At 73.7% G+C, this 17988-nt stretch carries 11 protein-coding genes and 1 pseudogene; 9 read left to right on the top strand and 3 right to left on the bottom strand.

The window, feature by feature from the left end:
* The first annotated feature begins 389 nt into the window (after positions 1–389).
* The 9 genes and pseudogenes from LDL48_RS05980 (at position 390) to LDL48_RS05940 (ending at position 12591) form a co-directional block, all read left to right on the top strand.
* Positions 390–908: an SAV_6107 family HEPN domain-containing protein gene (locus LDL48_RS05980; RefSeq protein ID WP_225253973.1), complete on the top strand. Its 519-nt coding sequence runs from the start codon at positions 390–392 to the stop codon at positions 906–908.
* 117 nt (positions 909–1025) lie between these two features.
* Positions 1026–1676 (top strand): annotated as a pseudogene (imuA', locus tag LDL48_RS05975) (DnaE2-dependent mutagenesis accessory factor ImuA'); the annotation flags it as partial.
* Positions 1677–2713: 1037 nt separating this feature from the next.
* Entirely contained in the window at positions 2714–4741 is a 2028-nt protein-coding gene (locus LDL48_RS05970) for a Y-family DNA polymerase (RefSeq protein WP_225253972.1), read from the top strand.
* A 12-nt stretch (positions 4742–4753) separates the two neighbouring features.
* Positions 4754–8131, top strand: a complete 3378-nt coding sequence (locus LDL48_RS05965) for an error-prone DNA polymerase (RefSeq protein WP_225253971.1) — start codon at positions 4754–4756, stop codon at positions 8129–8131.
* Between the two features lie 90 nt (positions 8132–8221).
* Positions 8222–8629 carry an SSI family serine proteinase inhibitor gene (locus LDL48_RS05960; protein ID WP_225253970.1) on the top strand — a complete coding sequence of 136 codons (408 nt, stop codon included), beginning with the start codon at positions 8222–8224 and terminating at the stop codon, positions 8627–8629.
* Between the two features lie 171 nt (positions 8630–8800).
* Positions 8801–9547: a methyltransferase domain-containing protein gene (locus LDL48_RS05955; RefSeq protein WP_225253969.1), complete on the top strand. Its 747-nt coding sequence runs from the start codon at positions 8801–8803 to the stop codon at positions 9545–9547.
* Entirely contained in the window at positions 9544–10767 is a 1224-nt protein-coding gene (locus LDL48_RS05950) for an alkaline phosphatase family protein (protein ID WP_372472048.1), read from the top strand. The genes LDL48_RS05955 and LDL48_RS05950 overlap by 4 nt, the downstream gene beginning before the upstream one ends.
* 40 nt (positions 10768–10807) lie before the next feature.
* Entirely contained in the window at positions 10808–12103 is a 1296-nt protein-coding gene (locus tag LDL48_RS05945; protein ID WP_225253968.1) for a DNA polymerase IV, read from the top strand.
* Between the two features lie 101 nt (positions 12104–12204).
* Positions 12205–12591, top strand: a complete 387-nt coding sequence (locus tag LDL48_RS05940; RefSeq protein ID WP_225253967.1) for an SCO2097 family morphological protein — start codon at positions 12205–12207, stop codon at positions 12589–12591.
* 394 nt (positions 12592–12985) lie between these two features.
* Here LDL48_RS05940 and LDL48_RS05935 read toward each other — a convergent pair whose 3' ends face one another.
* Genes LDL48_RS05935 through LDL48_RS05925 form a run of 3 tightly spaced genes read right to left on the bottom strand, consistent with a single transcriptional unit; the run spans position 12986 to position 17812 of the window.
* Entirely contained in the window at positions 12986–15448 is a 2463-nt protein-coding gene (locus LDL48_RS05935) for a transglutaminase TgpA family protein (RefSeq protein WP_225253966.1), read from the bottom strand.
* Between the two features lie 16 nt (positions 15449–15464).
* Positions 15465–16760: a DUF58 domain-containing protein gene (locus tag LDL48_RS05930; protein ID WP_225254132.1), complete on the bottom strand. Its 1296-nt coding sequence runs from the start codon at positions 16758–16760 to the stop codon at positions 15465–15467.
* 2 nt (positions 16761–16762) lie between these two features.
* Positions 16763–17812: an AAA family ATPase gene (locus tag LDL48_RS05925; RefSeq protein ID WP_225253965.1), complete on the bottom strand. Its 1050-nt coding sequence runs from the start codon at positions 17810–17812 to the stop codon at positions 16763–16765.
* Positions 17813–17988: the final 176 nt, after the last annotated feature.

The raw sequence follows: 17988 nt of genomic DNA, 5'->3' as shown, positions 1-17988 counted from the left end.
TCGGCAGCGGCCCATCGAGCTTGCATTTTTGTCGTAGGTGAGTGTTACTCTCTCCAGTAGTTAGAACGAGTGTTCGATAGAGTCGAACGATCGTACTAACGAGCGGGAGCCGCGATTCGCGGCGTGGCTCCCCGGTGCGGTGCCCGCGAAGCACCGCACGCGAGGACCCGGATTTTCGCGGATCCGGTCCTGACAAGGCAGGCCGTCGTTCGTCGCCCACCGACCCCCGGGCGACGGACGACGGACCCGCCGGCGCTGTCCGGCCGGGTGTGGTGTGGGGAAGCTTCACACCCGGCCGGCTGCCCGCCGCTGCGTCTTCCTCCGCAGTGGATCGGTTCGACCCGAGCATGTCGTCAGTCGGATGCGAAGCAAGGCGAGGAGAAGGAACCATGGCGAGCAACACCGCGTCGGGCCTCAAGCCGGCACCCGGCCTGGCTCACGCGCCCACGGCTGCGGCCCAGGCGGCGGAGGCCCCCACCATCCCCGCCCACATGCTGCCGCACCGCACCCCGACCCAGCTGCTCACCATCGCCCGGCAGGGTCTCGTCGAGGCCGCACAGACCCGTCCCGACGGCCTCCGTTACGCGGCCGCCCACCTGGCCGCACTGCGCGCCGCCGCGGCGGTGCTCGCCGCCCGGGCCCGCCCCGCGGCGTCCACCCGCCGCAGCCGGGTCACCAGCGTGTGGTCCCTCCTCGTGCTGGTGGCGCCCGAGTTCAGCGAGTGGTCCGGCTACTTCGCTCTCGGTGCCGGCAAGCGTGCCGCCGCGGAGGCCGGCATCCCTCGCGTGGTCAGCCCGCGCGAGGCCGACGACCTGCTCCGCGCCGCCGAGCAGTTCGTCGCCGTGGTGGAGTCCGCTCTCGGCCTCACCTATCAGCCACCCCTGCCGGCCGGCCAGCTGGCGGCGTAACCGCCCGCTTCGCCTCGCCGGTCCGGCGCGGCTGCTTGCTCGGCCGGCGGGCTTCGGGGCCGCGATCGACTTCGGGGAAATCCTCACGTACGTGGGGCAGGAGAGTGGGGCAACACCATGGCCGGGCGCATGATCAACGGTGCGGCGGCCCTGGCTGAGCTGGTCCGGCCGGCCGGTGACACCGCCGAGCCCGGAGTTCACCGGGTGCTGCCGGTGGTACCGGAGTTGAGTGGCCTGCTACCCGGGCGCGGTCTGCGGCGGGGCAGCACCGTCGCGGTCGCCACCGGCCGGTCGGCACCCGGTGGCGGCGGCACGTCTCTGCTGCTGGCACTGCTGTCCGCCGCCTCCCGGTCCGGGTCCTGGTGTGCGGTCGTCGGCGTACCCACGCTTGGTGCTCTTGCTGCTGCCGAGAGCGGCATCGTGCTGGACCGGCTCGCCCTGGTGCCCAACCCCGGGCCGGAATGGCCCACCGTGGTGGCCGCCCTCATCGACGGCGTCGACGTGGTGGTCGCCGCGGTACCCGGTCCGGTCTCCGCGTCCATCGCCACCCGCCTCGCCGCGCGTGCCCGCCAGCGCGGCAGTGTCCTCATGCCGTTCGGCCGCTGGGACGGCGCCGACGTGACGCTCCAGGTGACACACGGCCACTGGGAAGGACTCGGTCCCGGCCGTGGCCGCCTGCGCCGCCGGATGGTCACGGTCCTGGCCCGCGGCCGGGGTGCGGCGGCCCGCCCCAAGGAGAGCACGATGTGGATGCCGGGCCTCACCTCGGCCGCACCGGCGTCCAGTCCGGCGTTCCCCGCGGTTCGCGCCGACTCCGTCGCGTCCGGAGAGCCGGCCGGCGTGCCCCCGTCCGTGGCATCGGGGCCGTTCGCACGGGTCGCCGGTCCGGTATCCACTCAGCCCGCCACCGATCCGCGTGCCCACACCACTCCTCCCCGGGCTCCTTCTGCGCCTGCGCGGGTGCCTTCTGTTCCAGCGTGGGCTCCCTCTGTTCCTGGGCGGGTGCCTTCCGCTCCTGCGTGGGCTTCCTCTGTTCCTGGGCGGGTGCCTTCCGCTCCTGCGCGGGAGCGCGTTGTTTCGTCGCGGGAGCCGGGGGTTCTTCCGGGGGAGCGTGCTGCTCTGTCGCCTGAGCGCGCGATTCTCCCGGACGAGCGTGGTGGTTCCTCGCGTGAGCCCGCGATGTTCTCGGGAGAACGCGCCGCTTCGTCGGCGAGGCTTGCCGTTCTTGCGCGCGAGCGCGCCGTTCCCGCGTCGCTCACCACCGCGACCCTTGACCGGCCCGCACCCCGGGCAGCATTCGGTTCCACGGCCTTGCCCGGCTCGTCGTCCTCCTCCGCTCCTTTGGCTTTGCCGCACTCGCAGGCTTTGCCGCATGCACCGGCTTCTGCACATTCGCCGGCGTTGCCGCACTCGCCCGCCTTGCTCGACCCGTCCCGTCCCGCCTCGCCGGCCGCTGGACCCGGCGGAGCAGCGCCCGCCTTTCACCGGAACCGCCCGTCCCACGGCGCCCTCCCGAACAACTCCGCATCCGCCCCGGCACCATCCTTCGTGCCTCGAACCGATCGGTTCCAGGCCGGTCGCACCAACTCCCGGTTCGGCCCGGCATGACCACGACTCGCGCCGATTCCGAAGGCCCGAGCATCGGCAGCGGTCCGCGAACCACGGACACCGCCGGCCCGCGGGCTACTGACACCGGAGGCCCGCGAACCACCGGTGCCGCCGGCTCGCGAACCACCAGCGCCGCCGGCTCGCGAACCACTGACACCGGCAACTCGCGGACCGCCGGCGCCGCCGGTCCGCGGACGATGATGATCTGGTGTCCGGACTGGCCGGTGACCGCCGCGGAGATCGTCGACGGCGTGCCGGCCGCCGGGCCGGTCGTGGTGCTGCACGCGAACCGGGTGCTCGCCTGCTCCGAAGCCGCCCGGGCCGACGGGGTCCGGCGTGGGTTGCGCCGGCGGGAGGCGCAGAGCCGCTGCCCCCAACTGGTCGTCGTGGAGCACGACCCGGGCCGGGACGCGCGGGCGTTCGAGCCGGTCGTGGCCGCGGTCGAGGAGGTCGCCGTCGGTGTGGAGGTGATCCGGCCGGGGGCGTGTGCGCTGGCCGTGCGCGGGCCGGCGCGGTACTTCGGTGGCGAGGAGCAGGCCGCCGAACGGATTGTGGAGCAGGTCGCCCAGGCGTGCGCGGTGGAGAGCCAGGTGGGGGTGGCGGACGGGGTGTTCGCCGCCGGGCTGGCGGCTCGGGCGGGGCGGATCATCGCGCCCGGCGGTACCCGCGCGTTCCTGGCCGGGGTGCCGGTCGAGGCGCTGGACCGGCCCGAGCTGACCGATCTGCTGCGCCGGCTGGGCGTCAAGACGCTGGGGGACTTCGCCGCGTTGCCGCCGTCCGATGTGCTGACCCGGTTCGGGTTCGACGGGGCGTTGGCGCATCGGCTGGCCGCGGGCTACGACCATCGGCCGCTCGCGGTGCGGCAGCCGCCGCCGGATCTGGATGTGACCGAGACGTACGACGAACCGCTCGAACGTGTCGACGTGGCCGCGTTCGCCGGGCGGGTGCTGGCCGAGCGGCTGCACGAGCAGTTGGCCTCGTACGGTCTGGCCTGCACCCGGCTCGGCATCGAAGCCGTCACCGCCGACGGTCAGGAGTTGCACCGGGTCTGGCGTCATGACGGCACGCTCACCTCGGCGGCCATCGCGGAGCGGGTGCGCTGGCAACTCGACGGCTGGCTGACCGGTGCGCGGCGCGGCGTGCAGGCGCGGCCGACCGCGGGCCTGGTGCGGCTGCGCCTGATCCCGGACGGCGTCCTGGTCCATCTCGGACTGCAGCCCGGTCTCTGGGGCGACACCGGTGCCGAACGGGAACGCGCCCACCGCGCCCTCAGCCGCGTCCAAGGTCTGCTCGGCCCGGAGGCGGTGGTCACGGCGGTTCTCGGTGGCGGCCGCTCCGCCGACGACCAGGTGCGCCTGGTGCCCTGGGGCGACGAACGGGTCCCGGCCCGGCCCGCCGCCGGTCACGCCGATCCGTATCCGGGGGCCGGCCCCGCGCCGGTCCTGGCGGTGACCGACGACGCGGCCGTGCTGCCCATCGGCGGGCGCGGCCAGTCCGGGGGTACGCCGTCCGCCGATCGTGCGGCCGGGGGAGGGTTGCGGCTGGTGCATTCGGTGACGCCGGATTCGCCCGGTTCCGGCTCGACCGGCCGGCCCCCGGAAACGCCCCCGGCCCCGACACCCACCCGCGGGCCGGCCTCCACCCGGGAGCAGCCGGTGGAGCAGGCAGTGGGGCAGGCAGTGGGGCAGCCGGTGGAGCAGGCAGTGGGGCAGGCGGTGGGACAGCCGGTGGAGCAGGCAGTGGGGCAGCCGGTGGGGCAGGCAGTGGGGCAGCCGGTGGAGCAGGCAGTGGGGCAGGCAGTGGAGCAGGCGGTGAGGCAGCCGGTAGGGCAGCCGGAGGTCACCGGCGGCGGCCGTCCTCGCCGGACCGGCCGGCCGGCCCGCAAGGCGCCCGCGTTGCCGCCCTGGCCGGGACGGATTCCGAAGCCGGCCCCGGCGCTCGTGCTTCCGCAGCCCACCGGTGCCGTGGTGCTGGATCGCCACGGCGACCCGGTGGGCGTCAGCGCCCGGCTGGAACTGACCGGCGACCCGGCCAGCCTGCTGGTCGACGAGGCCGCACCGGCGGAGATCACCGGGTGGGCCGGTCCGTGGCCGGTGGAGGAGCGCTGGTGGGCGCCCGGCGAGACGCGCCGGCGGGCCCGGTTCCAGGTGGCGCTGGCCGACGGCCGGGCGGTGCTGCTCTCGCTCGCCGCCGGGCACTGGGCGGTGGAGGCGATCTATGACTAGCCGGCCCTGGCGATGAGCTTCCACAATCCCCGGATGCCCTGGCACCAGCTCGAGGGTGCCCTCTCCGGCGGCACGCCGCCCGATTCTGGGCGGGACGGCTGGCCGCAGGCGGGGGCGCCGGCCGTGATCGACCCCCTGGCCGGCGACGGGGACGGCGGTGACTCGCCGGCCTGGAGCCGCAAGCGGCAACCCTACGAACCACCCACTCTGGTACGCCGCTCGGCCGGCACGCCGTACGCGGAACTGCACTGCCACACCAACTTCAGTTTCCTCGACGGTGCCAGCCACCCGGAGGAACTCGCCGAGGAGGCGGCCCGGCTGGGGCTCACCGGGCTGGCCGTCACCGACCACGACGGGCTCTACGGTGTGGTCCGCTTCTCCCAGGCCGCCCGCGAGCTGGGCCTGCCCACGATCTTCGGCGCCGAGCTCTCCCTGGACCTGTCCCAGCCGCAGAACGGCGAACCCGATCCGGAGGGCCGCCACCTGCTCGCGCTCGCCCACGGGCTGGAGGGCTACGCCCGGCTGGCCCGGACCATCGCCCGCGGCCAGTTGCGCGGTGCGGAGAAGGGCAAGCCGGCGTACGGCGATCTGGAGGACATCGCCGCCGAACTGCGCGACCACGTGCTGATCCTCACCGGTTGCCGCAAGGGCAGCGTGCCGCGGGCGCTGGCCACCGGCGGCGTGGCCGCGGCGGCGGAGGAGCTGGACCGTCTGGTCGCCCTGTTCGGCGCCGGCAACGTGGTGGTGGAGCTGACCGACCACGGCGACCCGTACGACTCGGACCGCAACGACGTGTTGTTCGCGCTCGCCCAGGACAAGAAGCTGGAGGTGGTGGCCACCAACAACGTGCATTACGCCACCCCGGGGCGCCGCCGGCTGGCCACCGCTCTGGCGGCGGTGCGGGCCCGGCGCAGCCTGGACGAGATGGACGGCTGGCTGCCCGCGGCCGGCACCGCGCATCTGCGCAGCGGCGACGAGATGGCCCGGCGGTTCGCCGCGTACCCGGGTGCGGTGGCCAACGCCGCGATGTTCGCCGAGGATCTGGCGTTCGACCTCAACCTGGTGGCGCCGAAGTTGCCGGACTTCCCGGTGCCGCCGGGGCACTCGGAGATGAGCTGGCTGCGGGAGCTGACCCTGACCGGGGCCCGGGAGCGGTACGGTCCGCCGGCCGCGCACCCGCGGGCGTACGCGCAGATCGAGCACGAGCTGCGGATGATCGAGGAGCTGAACTTTCCCGGCTACTTCCTGGTCGTGTACGACATCGTGCGGTTCTGCCGGGAGGCGAACATCTACTGCCAGGGTCGCGGCTCGGCGGCCAACTCGGCGGTCTGCTACGCGCTGCGGATCACCAATGTCGACGCGGTCGCGTACGACCTGCTGTTCGAGCGCTTCCTGGCGCCGGAGCGGGACGGGCCGCCGGACATCGACGTGGACATCGAGTCGGACCGGCGGGAGGAGGTCATCCAGTACGTCTACCGCAGGTTCGGCCGGGAGCACACCGCGCAGGTGGCGAACGTCATCTCGTACCGTCCGCGGTCCGCCGTCCGGGACATGGCCAAGGCCTTCGGGTTCTCGCCGGGGCAGCAGGACGCCTGGAGCAAGCAGATCGACCGGTGGGGCAGCGTGGCCGCGATCGACGTCGACGACATCCCGGAACAGGTGGTGGAGTTCGCCAACCAGGTGCAGAGCTTCCCGCGGCACCTGGGCATCCACTCCGGCGGCATGGTGATCTGCGACCGGCCGATCATCGAGGTGTGCCCGGTGGAGTGGGGCCGGATGCCGGGCCGCACCGTGCTGCAGTGGGACAAGGACGACTGCGCCGCGGTCGACCTGGTCAAGTTCGACCTGCTCGGTCTCGGCATGCTGTCCGCGCTGCACTACGCGTACGACATGATCGAATCCGACCTGGACATCAGCACCATGCGCCTGGACGACCCCGAGGTGTACGAGATGCTGTGCCGCGCCGACTCGGTCGGGGTGTTCCAGGTGGAGAGCCGCGCGCAGATGGCCACGCTGCCCCGGCTCAAGCCGGACTGCTTCTACGACCTGGTCGTGGAGGTGGCGCTGATCCGGCCCGGCCCGATCCAGGGCGGCTCGGTGCACCCGTTCATCCGGCGCAAGAACGGCCGGGAACCGGTCACCTACCCGCATCCGCTGATGCGCAACGCGCTGGAGAAGACGCTCGGCGTCCCGCTGTTCCAGGAGCAGCTGATGCAGCTGGCGATCGACGTGGCCGGGTTCGATCCGTCCGAGGCCGACCAGTTGCGCCGCGCGATGGGCTCGAAGCGGTCGCAGGAGAAGATGGAACGGATCAGGAGCCGGCTGTACGCGGGGATGGCCGAGCGCGGCATCACCGGTGAGCTCGCCGACGACCTGTTCGTCAAGCTGTCCGCGTTCGCCAACTACGGCTTCCCGGAGAGCCACGCGATGAGCTTCGCCTACCTGGTGTACGCCAGCGCCTGGCTCAAGCGCTACCACCCGGCCGCGTTCTGCGCCGCGCTGCTCAACGCGCAGCCGATGGGTTTCTACTCGCCGCAGTCGCTGGTCGACGACGCCCGCCGGCACGGGGTGGAGGTGCGCCGGCCGGACCTCAACCGCAGCGACGCGAAGGCGACCCTGGAGTCCACCGCGCAGACCCGGTGGGGTTCGGCGCCCGGCGAGCCGCCGCACGCGTGGGGGCTCGGCGGCCCGGCCGTGCGGCAGGGGCTGTCGAGCGTCCGGACGATCGGGGACGACCTGGCGGAACGGATCGAGGCGGAGCGCCGGGCGCACGGGCCGTACCGGGACATGACCGATCTGGCCCGGCGTACCGGATGCTCCACCGCCCATCTGGAGGCGCTCGCCACCGCCGACGCGTTCGCCGGTTTCGGCCTGTCCCGGCGCGAAGCGCTGTGGGCGGCCGGCGCGGCCGCCCAGGACCGGCCGGACCGGCTTCCGGGTACGGTCACCGGTACCGCCGCGCCCACCCTGCCCGGCATGGGCGACGTGGACACCCTGGTCGCGGACGTCTGGGCGACCGGGCTGTCCCCGGACCGGCACCCGGTGCAGTTCATCCGCGACGAGCTGACCCGCAAGGGCGCCCTGCCGATCAACCGGCTGGCCCGGGTGGAGGCCGGCACCCGGATCCGGGTCGGCGGCATCGTCACCCACCGGCAGCGGCCGGCGACCGCGGGCGGCGTGACGTTCGTGAACCTCGAGGACGAGACCGGGATGCTCAACGTGACCTGCTCGCCGGGATTGTGGCAGCGGTACCGGCGGGTGGCCCGGACCAGCGCCGCGCTGATCGTGCGGGGGCGCCTGGAACAGGCCGAGGGTGTACTGAACCTGGTCGCCGACCGGCTGGAGGCGGTCACCCCGCCGGTCAGCCCCGCCTCCCGCGACTTCCGGTGAGCTGACACTAATCTGACGCTTCCGTATGGAATGCACCTTTGGTGGCGTACACCGGGATGCGCTCTGAAAAGCCCGACGGGGGAGTGACCCATGATCCGCAGCTTGCTCACCACCGCGGCCGTGGCCGCCGCGGTCGTCGCCGTGGCCGGACCGGCCGCGGCCACCGCCACCGGACCGGCCGCCGCGCCGCGACCGCCGAAGATCACCGAGCTGGACCTCAGCTACACGGCCGCGGCGGGGTACGCGGCCGCGGTGTACCTGACCTGTAAGCCGGCCGGCGGCGGGCACCCGAAGCCGAAGAAGGCGTGCGCCACGCTCGCCAAGGCCGGCGCGAATCCGGACCGGCTCAAGCCGGCGAGGACGATGTGCACCATGGAGTACGACCCGATCGTCGCGGCGGTCACCGGCACCTGGAAGGGCAAGCCGGTGAACTGGTCCCGGGAGTATCCGAACCCGTGCGCGATGATCCGGGCCACCGGCATCCTCTTCCAGTTCTAGGGGGCGTCCATGACGCCGCCCACCATCACGTGCGCCGCGGCGAAGTCGGCGGGGGTCTTCCCCGGCGAGGCCGTCCAGATCCGGACGACCTCCCGCTCGGTGCGGGCCACCTGACCGGCGTTCCAGGCGTGCTCCCGGCCGGGGTTCCGGCCGGGCCGATACGCTGCCCGGGTGGAGAGCACACCGACGCGGGCGCCCCGGCCGCTCGTCACCGCCCGTACCGCTGCCGTCTGGGCCGTCCTGCACCGTGAGCTGCAGCGGCACGACGGGCGTGAGCTGACCGTGCTCGATGTCGGCGGGGGCACCGGCGGATTCGCCGTGCCGCTGGCCGAGGCCGGGCACCGGGTCACCGTCGTGGACGCCAGCCCCGACGCGCTGGCCGCACTGACCCGGCGCGCCGCCGAGGCCGGGGTGGCCGACCGGATCCGCGCGGTCCAGGGCGACGGCGACGCGCTCGCCGGCCTGATCGACCCGGGCAGCGCCGACCTGATCCTGTGTCACGCCGTGCTGGAGGTGGTCGACGACCCGGCCGGCGTGGTCGACGCGATCGCCACCGCCCTGCGCCCCGGCGGTGCGGTCAGCCTGCTGGTCGCCGGCCGGGCCGCCGCGGTGCTGGGCCGCGCCGTGAACGGTCACCTGGACGCCGCGGCCGCCCTGGTCACCGACCCGGACGGCCGCGCCGGCCCGCGCGACACGCTGCGCCGGCGCTACGACGCGGAGACCGCCGCGGCGCTGGTCCGGGCCGCGGGGCTGACGGTCGACGAGATCCACGGGGTACGCGTCCTCGCCGACCTGCTACCGCCCGCCGTGGTGGAGGCGGACCCGCAGGCGGTGCTGCAGCTGGAGCTGTCGCTGTCGTCCCGGCCACCGTTCCGCGACATCGCCTCCCAGCTGCACGTCTTCGCCCGCCGCTCGTGACCTCGCCCGCCGCCGGCCCGGATCCCGCGGCGCCGTACCCGGGCGGGCCGGCTCCGGTGGCGGTCGGGGTTCCGGACGACCGGCTGCCGGCCGGTGCGTTCGCGGTCACCCGGCCGGCCTACGGCGCCGGCAGTCTCGCCGATCTGCTGCCCAGCGTGTCCGCGTTGCTCGGGGTGCCGGGTGCCACCGACACGCTCGGCCTGGGCACCCACCTCGACGGCGTGGACCGGATCGCGGTGCTGCTCGTGGACGGGCTCGGCGCGTACCAGCTGCCGGTCCTGGCCCCGCACGCGCCGGTCCTGGCCGGCCTGGCCGGTCCCACCCTGACCTCGGGGTTTCCCTCGACGACCCCGGTCAGCCTGGTCACCCTCGGCACCGGAGCCGTACCGGGTGCGCACGGCATCCTCGGCTTCACGGTCCGTGGACCGGGCGGCACCGTGCTCAACCACATCAGCTGGGGCGACCACCCGGACCCGCGGCGGTGGCAGCCGGTACCCACCCGCTTCGAGACCGCCGCGGCCGCCGGTGTCCCGGTCACGGTGGTGACCCGGCCCGAGTTCGAGGGCAGCGGCCTGACCGTGGCCGCCAACCGCGGCGGCGGATTCGCCGGTGCCTCCGACGCCGGCGCGCTGGCCGGCCGGATGCTGACCGCGCTGCGCGCCGGGCCCGGCCTGGTCTACGGCTACCACCCCGACCTGGACCGCTGCGGACACGAACACGGCGTCGGGTCCGCACCGTGGCGCGCCGCCGCCCGCGACGTGAACCGGCTGCTCGACCGCCTGGTCACCGGCCTGCCCGCCGGCGCGGCGCTGCTTGTGACGGCGGACCACGGCCAGCTGAACGTCCCGGTCGCCGGGCGTCTCGACATGGCCGGCCACCCGGCCCTGGCGGAGGGCGTGGTCGCGGTGGCGGGCGAGCCACGGGTCCGCTACCTGTACACCGCGGACGGGGCCCGCGACGACGTCGCCGCGGCCTGGCGGGCCATGCTGGGCGGGTCGGCCTGGGTGCTGACCCGCGACGAGATCATCGACGGCGGCTGGTACGGCGCCGTGCCACCGGAGCATGCCGCCCGGATCGGCGACGTGGTGGTGGTGTGCCTGGGCCGGACGGTCGCGCTGGCGGGCGGCTGGGAGCCGCCCACGGTGGGCCGGCTGATCGCGTACCACGGTTCGGTGACCGCCGCCGAGATGACGGTTCCGCTGCTCATCGCCCGGGCCTGAGCCGGCGATTTCTGTCGTACCCCGCGGTTAGCCTCCTTCCGTGGGACGCAGCCAAGCAGTGCCGAGGGGGCGTGACCCGCGTTTCGGCCCCGATGCCGACGACGCGGGATGCACGATCCTGCACGTCGACATGGACGCGTTCTTCGCCTCGGTCGAGGTCCGGCGGCGACCCGACCTGAGAGGCCGGCCCGTCGTGGTCGGCGGAGTGGGCCCGCGCGGCGTGGTGAGTTCGGCCAGCTACGAGGCCCGACGGTACGGCGTTCGCAGCGCCATGCCGGCCATGCGGGCGCGGGGGCTCTGCCCGCACGCGGTGTTCCTCCCACCGGACTTCGCGGCGTACACGGCCGCGTCCGAGGCGGTGATGCGCATCTTCCGGGACGTCACCCCGCTGGTCGAGCCGCTCTCGCTGGACGAGGCGTTCCTCGACGTGGCCGGCGCCCAGCGGCTGCTCGGCCGGCCCGCGGTCATCGCCGAGCGGATCCGCCGCCGGGTCGCCGAGGAGCAGCGGCTGTCCTGCTCGGTCGGCGTGGCACCGAGCAAGTTCGTCGCCAAGCTGGGCTCCACCCGGGCCAAGCCGGCCGGCACCATCGTGGTGCCGGCCGCACAGATCCTCGACTTCCTGCACCCGCTGCCGGTGGACGCCCTCTGGGGGGTGGGGGAGCGTGCCGCCGAGACGCTGCACCGGCTCGGCCTGAAGACCGTCGGTGACCTCGCCCGGGCGCCGGTGTCCATGCTCCGGGCCGGGCTGGGTGAGGCGTCCGCCGCCCACCTGCACGAGCTGGCGTGGGGCCGCGACCCGCGGCGCGTGGTGTCCGAGCACGTGGACAAGTCGATCGGTGCCGAGATGACGTTCGACACCGACGTGGTGGACCGCACCGTCATCCGGCGCAGCCTGTTGGCGCTCGCCGACAAGGTCGGCAGCCGCCTGCGGGCGAGCGGTCACGTCGGCCGGACCATCGCCATCAAGGTGCGCTCGGCCGACTTCCGGACCGTCAACCGCTCCCGGACGATGCCGACGAGCACCGATGTGGCACGCGAAATCTTCGAAACCGGGTGGGCGCTGTTCCAGGCGCTGGGCACCGGCGACCAGATCCGGCTGATCGGCATCCGGGTCGAGGGCCTCGCCGACGCCGCCACCGCATCGCGGCAGCTCACGCTCGGTGAACCGGAACGCGGCTGGCGCGAGGCGGAGGCCGCCACGGACGCCGTGGCCGCCCGTTTTGGCCGATCTGTCGTCGGACCGGCCAGTCTTTTGGGACGAACTGATCTCCGCCGGACCGAAAATCACCCGCACTCGGCGGTCGTCCCGCTTTCCGACCCGCCAACCCCCTCGTAGACTGGCCGGTAAGGCAGCCGACGGCTGTCTTGCGCCATCGGTCACACTTGCAGTACCCGACCCCGGCCGAGGGGCCGGACATGCGCCCGGGGAGGAATGCCGTGCCGCTCTCGGAGCACGAGCAGCGGCTGTTCGATCAGATCGAGCGGTCGCTTGCCGAGGACCCCAAGTTCGCCTCGGCTGTGCGGGCCAGCGATCCGCGATTCCACGCTCGGCGCCGGATCGTCGTCGCCGCGTTTGTGATCATCGCTGGGCTGGCCTTGGTTGTCTACGGCACGGTGAGCAGGAATACGCCACTCGGCGTCGCCGGCTTCGTCGTCATGCTCGGCGCAGCCGCGTTCGCGATGCAATCCCGCCGCAAAGGCCAGGCCACCGACCTGCACGCGGTCGGAGGCACCGCCAGCCGCCGCACCCGCCAGCCCCGCCGCGGCGGGTTCATCGACCGCCTCGAGGAACGCTGGAAGCAGCGCCCCGAGGGTCATCGCTGACCCCTCGACCCAGCGGCGAGTGAGATGGCGGCCTCGGGCCGCCATCGCCATATCACCATCGTCCGGTGCCTGCGCTCCGGCTGAGGTGGAGTGCCGCCAGGTGATGCGCGGGCGCCCGGATCGCCGTGGACCGGAGCGGCGACCTCGAAAACCTCCGGAGCAGATCCGGCTGTTTTGACCCTTCGTGCGGATCGCGTTTGACCCTTCGTGCGGATCGCGTTATTTCGGCCCTTCGCGGTGCCGTGCGTCCCCGCGAGCGCGGGTCGCTGATGACATCCCCCGGCCGGGCCCTCCGGAACGCCGCGGCGCCACCCGGATCGGTCAAGGGGTGGTGGCGCCGTGGCGTTGCCGGATCAGCGTCGGGATTGCCGGCGTGGTGGAGGGACTCCGGGCGTCAGCGGGACCGGTTGGTCAGCAGCCGGCGCGGACTGATCCGGCTGAAGACCTCCCGGCCGCGCCCGAACGACGTCACCCACCGTTCCGACGTGTCCGCCACGGCCAGCCGCCAGCGGAGCAGCACCGACGGCGGCAGGAGCACCGCCGCCAGCCGGGTCCGGCGCGTCGCGGAGTGGGACAGGCCCTTGCGCACCTGACTCAGCGCCTCGGTCAGTTCGCCGCCCTGGAGTGGCCGGCGGGCGTACCGTGCGCGTTCCTCGGCCCGGCCCAGCAGGGTGGCGGACTCGGCGGGCGTGGGTTCCAGCTCGGCCTCGCGGACCAGACGCTGGGCGGTCACCCGGGGAGTCTCGGTGGGGTCGACCGGAACTCGGAAGTCGATCATCGTGTCCAGGAGTTCGTCCCAGGCGGCGTGGGCGTCCGCTCGGGCGTGCGCGGACTCCGTGGTGACCGTGACGTCCCGGCTGCCCGGTGGGCCCTCGCCGGCGGCCACCGTGGTGGTCTTGGGGACCGTGGCGGCGTGCCGTCGGCGGCGGAGCAGGACACGGCCCAGCGCGGGTACCAGGAGCAGGGCGAGCACCCCGGCCACCGAGCCGGCGACGAGCAGGGCCGTCGACGACGTGGCCTGGCCGGCGATCGAGCCGGGTGCGGCCGGGTTGGGGTCGTCGAAGTTGCGGTCCGGGCGCTCGGCGGTGCCGGGCGCGGCCGAGCTGCTGGTGCCGGGCGCGGCGGGAGCCGTCGACGCGGACGCGGCCGGCTCCGGACGGTCGTTGTCGGGTGCGTACGCGGGACGGCTGGCGCCGACCACGCCGGCCGCCGGGGTGGCGTCGAACGGCACCCAGCCGAAGCCGTCGAAGTAGACCTCGGTCCAGGCGTGCGCGTTGCGGTTCGTCAGGGTGTACGTGTTGCCCTGCTTGTCGCTGCCGCGGGTGAACCCGAACGCCACCCGGGCCGGGATGTCGGCGGCCCGCACCATCCAGGCCATCGCCGCCGCGTACTGCTGGCAGAAGCCGGTCTTGGACTGCAGGAACGACGCGATCTCCGAGCTGCTGGTGCCGGCGGCCGCGGTGGTGAGGCTGTACGAGAAGCCGTTCTTCTGGGAGAAGTACTGGTAGATGGCCCGGACCTTGTCGTACGGGGTGCGCTTGCCCTCGATCAGGTCGGCGACCAGGTTGTCCACGTACCGGTCCGGCGGGACGCTGGTGTAGGTGGCCTGGATCTGCTGGGCCTGGTCGAGCGGCTGCGCCCGCTTCAGGTCGTCCGGGTCGAACTGCGGGCGGACGTACTCGATGACGTACTTCTTGTCCTTGGTGGTGTTGCGGTTCGAGTACAGCACCTGCATGTCCGGGTCGTACGACCACCCGTTGCCCAGGTTCTCCGCGCCGATCACGCTGGTGTAGATCGGGGCCAGCGCCATGTTCAGGTCGACGATCTCGACCTCGGCGCGGTACGGCTTGTAGGTCGCGCGCCGGGTGACCTCTTCGCGGCGCGGGTCCGGCAGGCCGCGGGCCAGGGCCCGGCCGCGCGGTGAGCGGTTCGCGAAGCCCTCGGCGGTCACGTCGCCGGCGGTGCCGAGCCGCAGATAGTACGGGTCCGGCTCGTTGGTGGTGACGCGCAGCATCTCGCGGGTCTCGTTCTGGGTCAGCGAGCCGCTCAGCGAGGCGAACAGGTTGACCCGCCCGTTGCCGCCGCCGCCGAAGCCGCCCGCCCCGGAGCCGGTGCCGACCTGGGTGAGGCGGGACAGCAGGCCGGTGGTCAGCCCGGGCACGGCCAGCGGGAGCAGCACGGCCGCGGCCACCCCGATCACCGCGAGCCGGCGGCCGGCGGCGGCGAGCGGGGACGGTTCCCACACGTCGACGTCGCGGCCGTCGCCGGTGAACCGGCGGCCGAAGCGGCGTACCCGGTCGACGTTGTCCGCGACCAGCAGCCAGAGGAAGCCGACCGCGCCGATGATGAACGGCAGCGTCGGCACGTTGTCGATGTAGACCGCGACCGGCACCGAGTAGATCGCCAGCATCGGCAGGCCGGCCAGCGCGGGCCGGCGCAGCACCACGGTCAGCAGGTCGACGACGATGGCGCAGGCGCCGATGCCGAGCACGGTGACGAACAGCAGGGCCTCGCGGTCCGGCACCGGTACGCCGTACGCGCGGGTGTCCTCGCCGGCCTGGCCGAACAGCTCGCCGAAGTGCTGGAGCGACTCGGGGCTCGGCACCAGCGCCAGGAACTCCTTGCCGCTGGGGAACATCCAGGTGAGCACGACCAGCAGGATGCCGACCATGGTCGTGGCCTGGGCCCAGGTCGGGAAGCGCAGGGTACGGGCGAGGACCGCCCCACCGGCGATCAGCCCGACCATGAGGATGCACTGCAGCAGCCACTTCCAGCTGTCGAAGATCGCCGAGAGGGGCGCCGCCGCCAGCAGCGTGGCGGTCGCCGCCACCAGTCCGAGTCGCCTGCGGCCGGTCACCGCGTACCTCCTGAAGTCATCGTCCGCCTGCCACCGTCTCGGCCATCGCCGCGCGCCACGCGAAGCCCTGCGAGCCGCGGGCCGCGGCCGGCCACAGCGCCGGCAGCGGCTGGCCGTGCATCACCGGCACCGCGCGCCAGCCGCTGCGGATCAGCGCCAGGGTGGCGGCCTGCTGGGCCCGGTCGGCCTCGGCGCGTTCCGGCCCGGCCAGGTTGAGCCAGGTGGTGCTGTCCACGGCGAAGCCGATGCAGGTCGCGCCGTTGCCGCGCAGCCCACTGAGAACCTCCGACTCGGCCACCGTGAGGTTGCCGAACAGCCCGATCACCAGGCCGCCGTCGGAACGGCGCCGGACCTGCTCGACCAGCACCGAGATGTCGCCGTTCTGGGCCGTCTTCACGTCGGCCAGGGTGTCCAGGATGATGCCCTCGCCGCCGGCCTCGATCGCGTCCACGTCGATCCCGGTGCCGGTGACCAGGCGCAGCTTGTAGCCGGCCTGGCGCAGGTGCATGGCGATGCTGGCGGCCGCGGAGACCGCCCACTCGAACGACGCGGTCGGTCCCTCGCCGCGGTGCGCGTACAGCCGGGTGTCCAGCACCACGGTGGCCCGGCTCTCCCAGGGCTGTTCCTCGCGGCGCACCATCAGCTCGCCGGTGCGCGCCGTGGAGCGCCAGTGCACCCGGCGCAGGTCGTCGCCGCGGCGGTACTCACGGGTGGCCGCGTCGTCCTCGCCGTGCACGGCCACCGAGCGGGCGCGGCTGTCGCCGGTGCCCGCGTACTCGCCGGCCAGCCGGACCGCGGGCAGCGGGACCACCTGCGGGATCACGGTGAGGCGGTCGACGCTGGGGAAGGAGCGGTTCAGCTCGCACAGCCCGAACGGGTCGGTAAGCCGGATCACCAGCGGGCCGACCGGGTAGCGGCCGCGCACGTCGGCGCGGACCGTGTACGCCACCGAGCTGGCCTGGTGCGCGCCGAGCCGTTCCAGCACCACCCGGGGACGGCTGCCCAGCGCGTACGGCAGGCGGTCCTCCAGCAGCAGCGTGCCGGTGGGCAGCCGGGACAGGTTCTGCAGCCGCAGGATGACCCGGGCGCTCGAGCCGACCGGGGCGCGGGCCGGGTCCAGCGACCGGGTGCAGGCCAGCTTGTACCGGCTGCGCCCGACGTACGCGGCGGCCAGCAGCGGCAGCATGGCCAGCAGCACCGCCACCCGCAGCAGGTCACGTTCGCCGAGGATGAACGCGGAGATCCCGGCCGCCGCCGCCGCGGCCAGGAACGAGCGGCCACGGGTGGTCAGACCCCGCAGGGCCTCCCGCACGGTCATCGCCCCCGGGACTCGTACTGGGCCCGTCCGTCGCCCGTGGCGCGGGTGTCGTACGGCGACCGGCTGCGGTCGTGCGGCAGGGGCAGGCGGTGCACGATCTCGGCCACGATGGCGTCGGTGGTGCGCCGGTTCAGCTGGGCGTCCGTGGTCGGGATGATCCGGTGGGCGAGCACCGGCACGGCCAGCGTCTGCAGGTCGTCCGGCAGCACGTAGTCGCGGCCGTCGAGCGCGGCCACGGCCTTGGCGGTGCGCAGCAGCTGCAGCGTGGACCGCGGCGAGGCGCCGAGGCGGATCTCCGGGGCCTCCCGGGTCGCGGTGACCAGGGCGATGGCGTACTGCTGGACGGCGTCCGCGGCGTGCACGTCGCGTACCGTGGCGATCAGGCGGCGGACCAGCGCGGCGTCGGCCACCGAGCGCAGGTTGTTCAGCGGGTCGACGGCGCCGTGGCCGCCGAGCATGGCCAGCTCGGCGCGGGGGTCCGGGTAGCCCATCGCGATGCGGGCGGTGAACCGGTCGCGCTGGGCCTCGGGCAGCGGGTACGTGCCCTCCATCTCGATCGGGTTCTGGGTCGCGATCACCATGAACGGCGCCTGCAGCTCGTAGGTGGTGCCGTCGACCGTGACCTGGCGTTCCTCCATGCACTCCAGGAGCGCGGACTGGGTCTTCGGGGAGGCACGGTTGATCTCGTCGCCGACCACCAGGTTGGCGAACACCGCGCCCGGCCGGAACTCGAAGTCCCGGGTCTCCTGGTTGTAGACGCTGACCCCGGTGACGTCGCTGGGCAGCAGGTCGGGCGTGAACTGGATGCGGCGTACCGAGCAGTCGATGCTGCGGGCCAGCGCCTTGGCCAACTTCGTCTTGCCGACCCCGGGCACGTCCTCGATCAGCAGGTGGCCCTCGGCGAGCAGCACGGCCAGCGCCAGCCGTACGGTCGCGCTCTTACCTTCGATGACGTGCTCGATGTTGGCCATGATGGCCTGGGTCGCGGCGCGGAACTCCTCGCTCGGCAGTGGTCCACCGGGCTGGTCCCAGGTCGGCGTTGTCACGGGCCTCCTCCAAGTTGTTCAAGCCCTTTTCCTACGCCCATACGGGGAAAAGGAACCGAAGGTTCGCGGGCGGCCGGCGGTCCGTGGGCCTCCGGCGCTCGCCGCCCGTCCCCACAGGTTAGCCCGGCTGTCACGCATCGCCGACAGGGGCGAACCGGACCTTCGCTTACGGTGAG

Source organism: Jidongwangia harbinensis (assembly GCF_020216025.1).
Taxonomy (GTDB): Bacteria; Actinomycetota; Actinomycetes; order Mycobacteriales; family Micromonosporaceae; genus Actinoplanes; species Actinoplanes harbinensis.
This window is presented reverse-complemented; position numbering and strand designations above follow the sequence as displayed.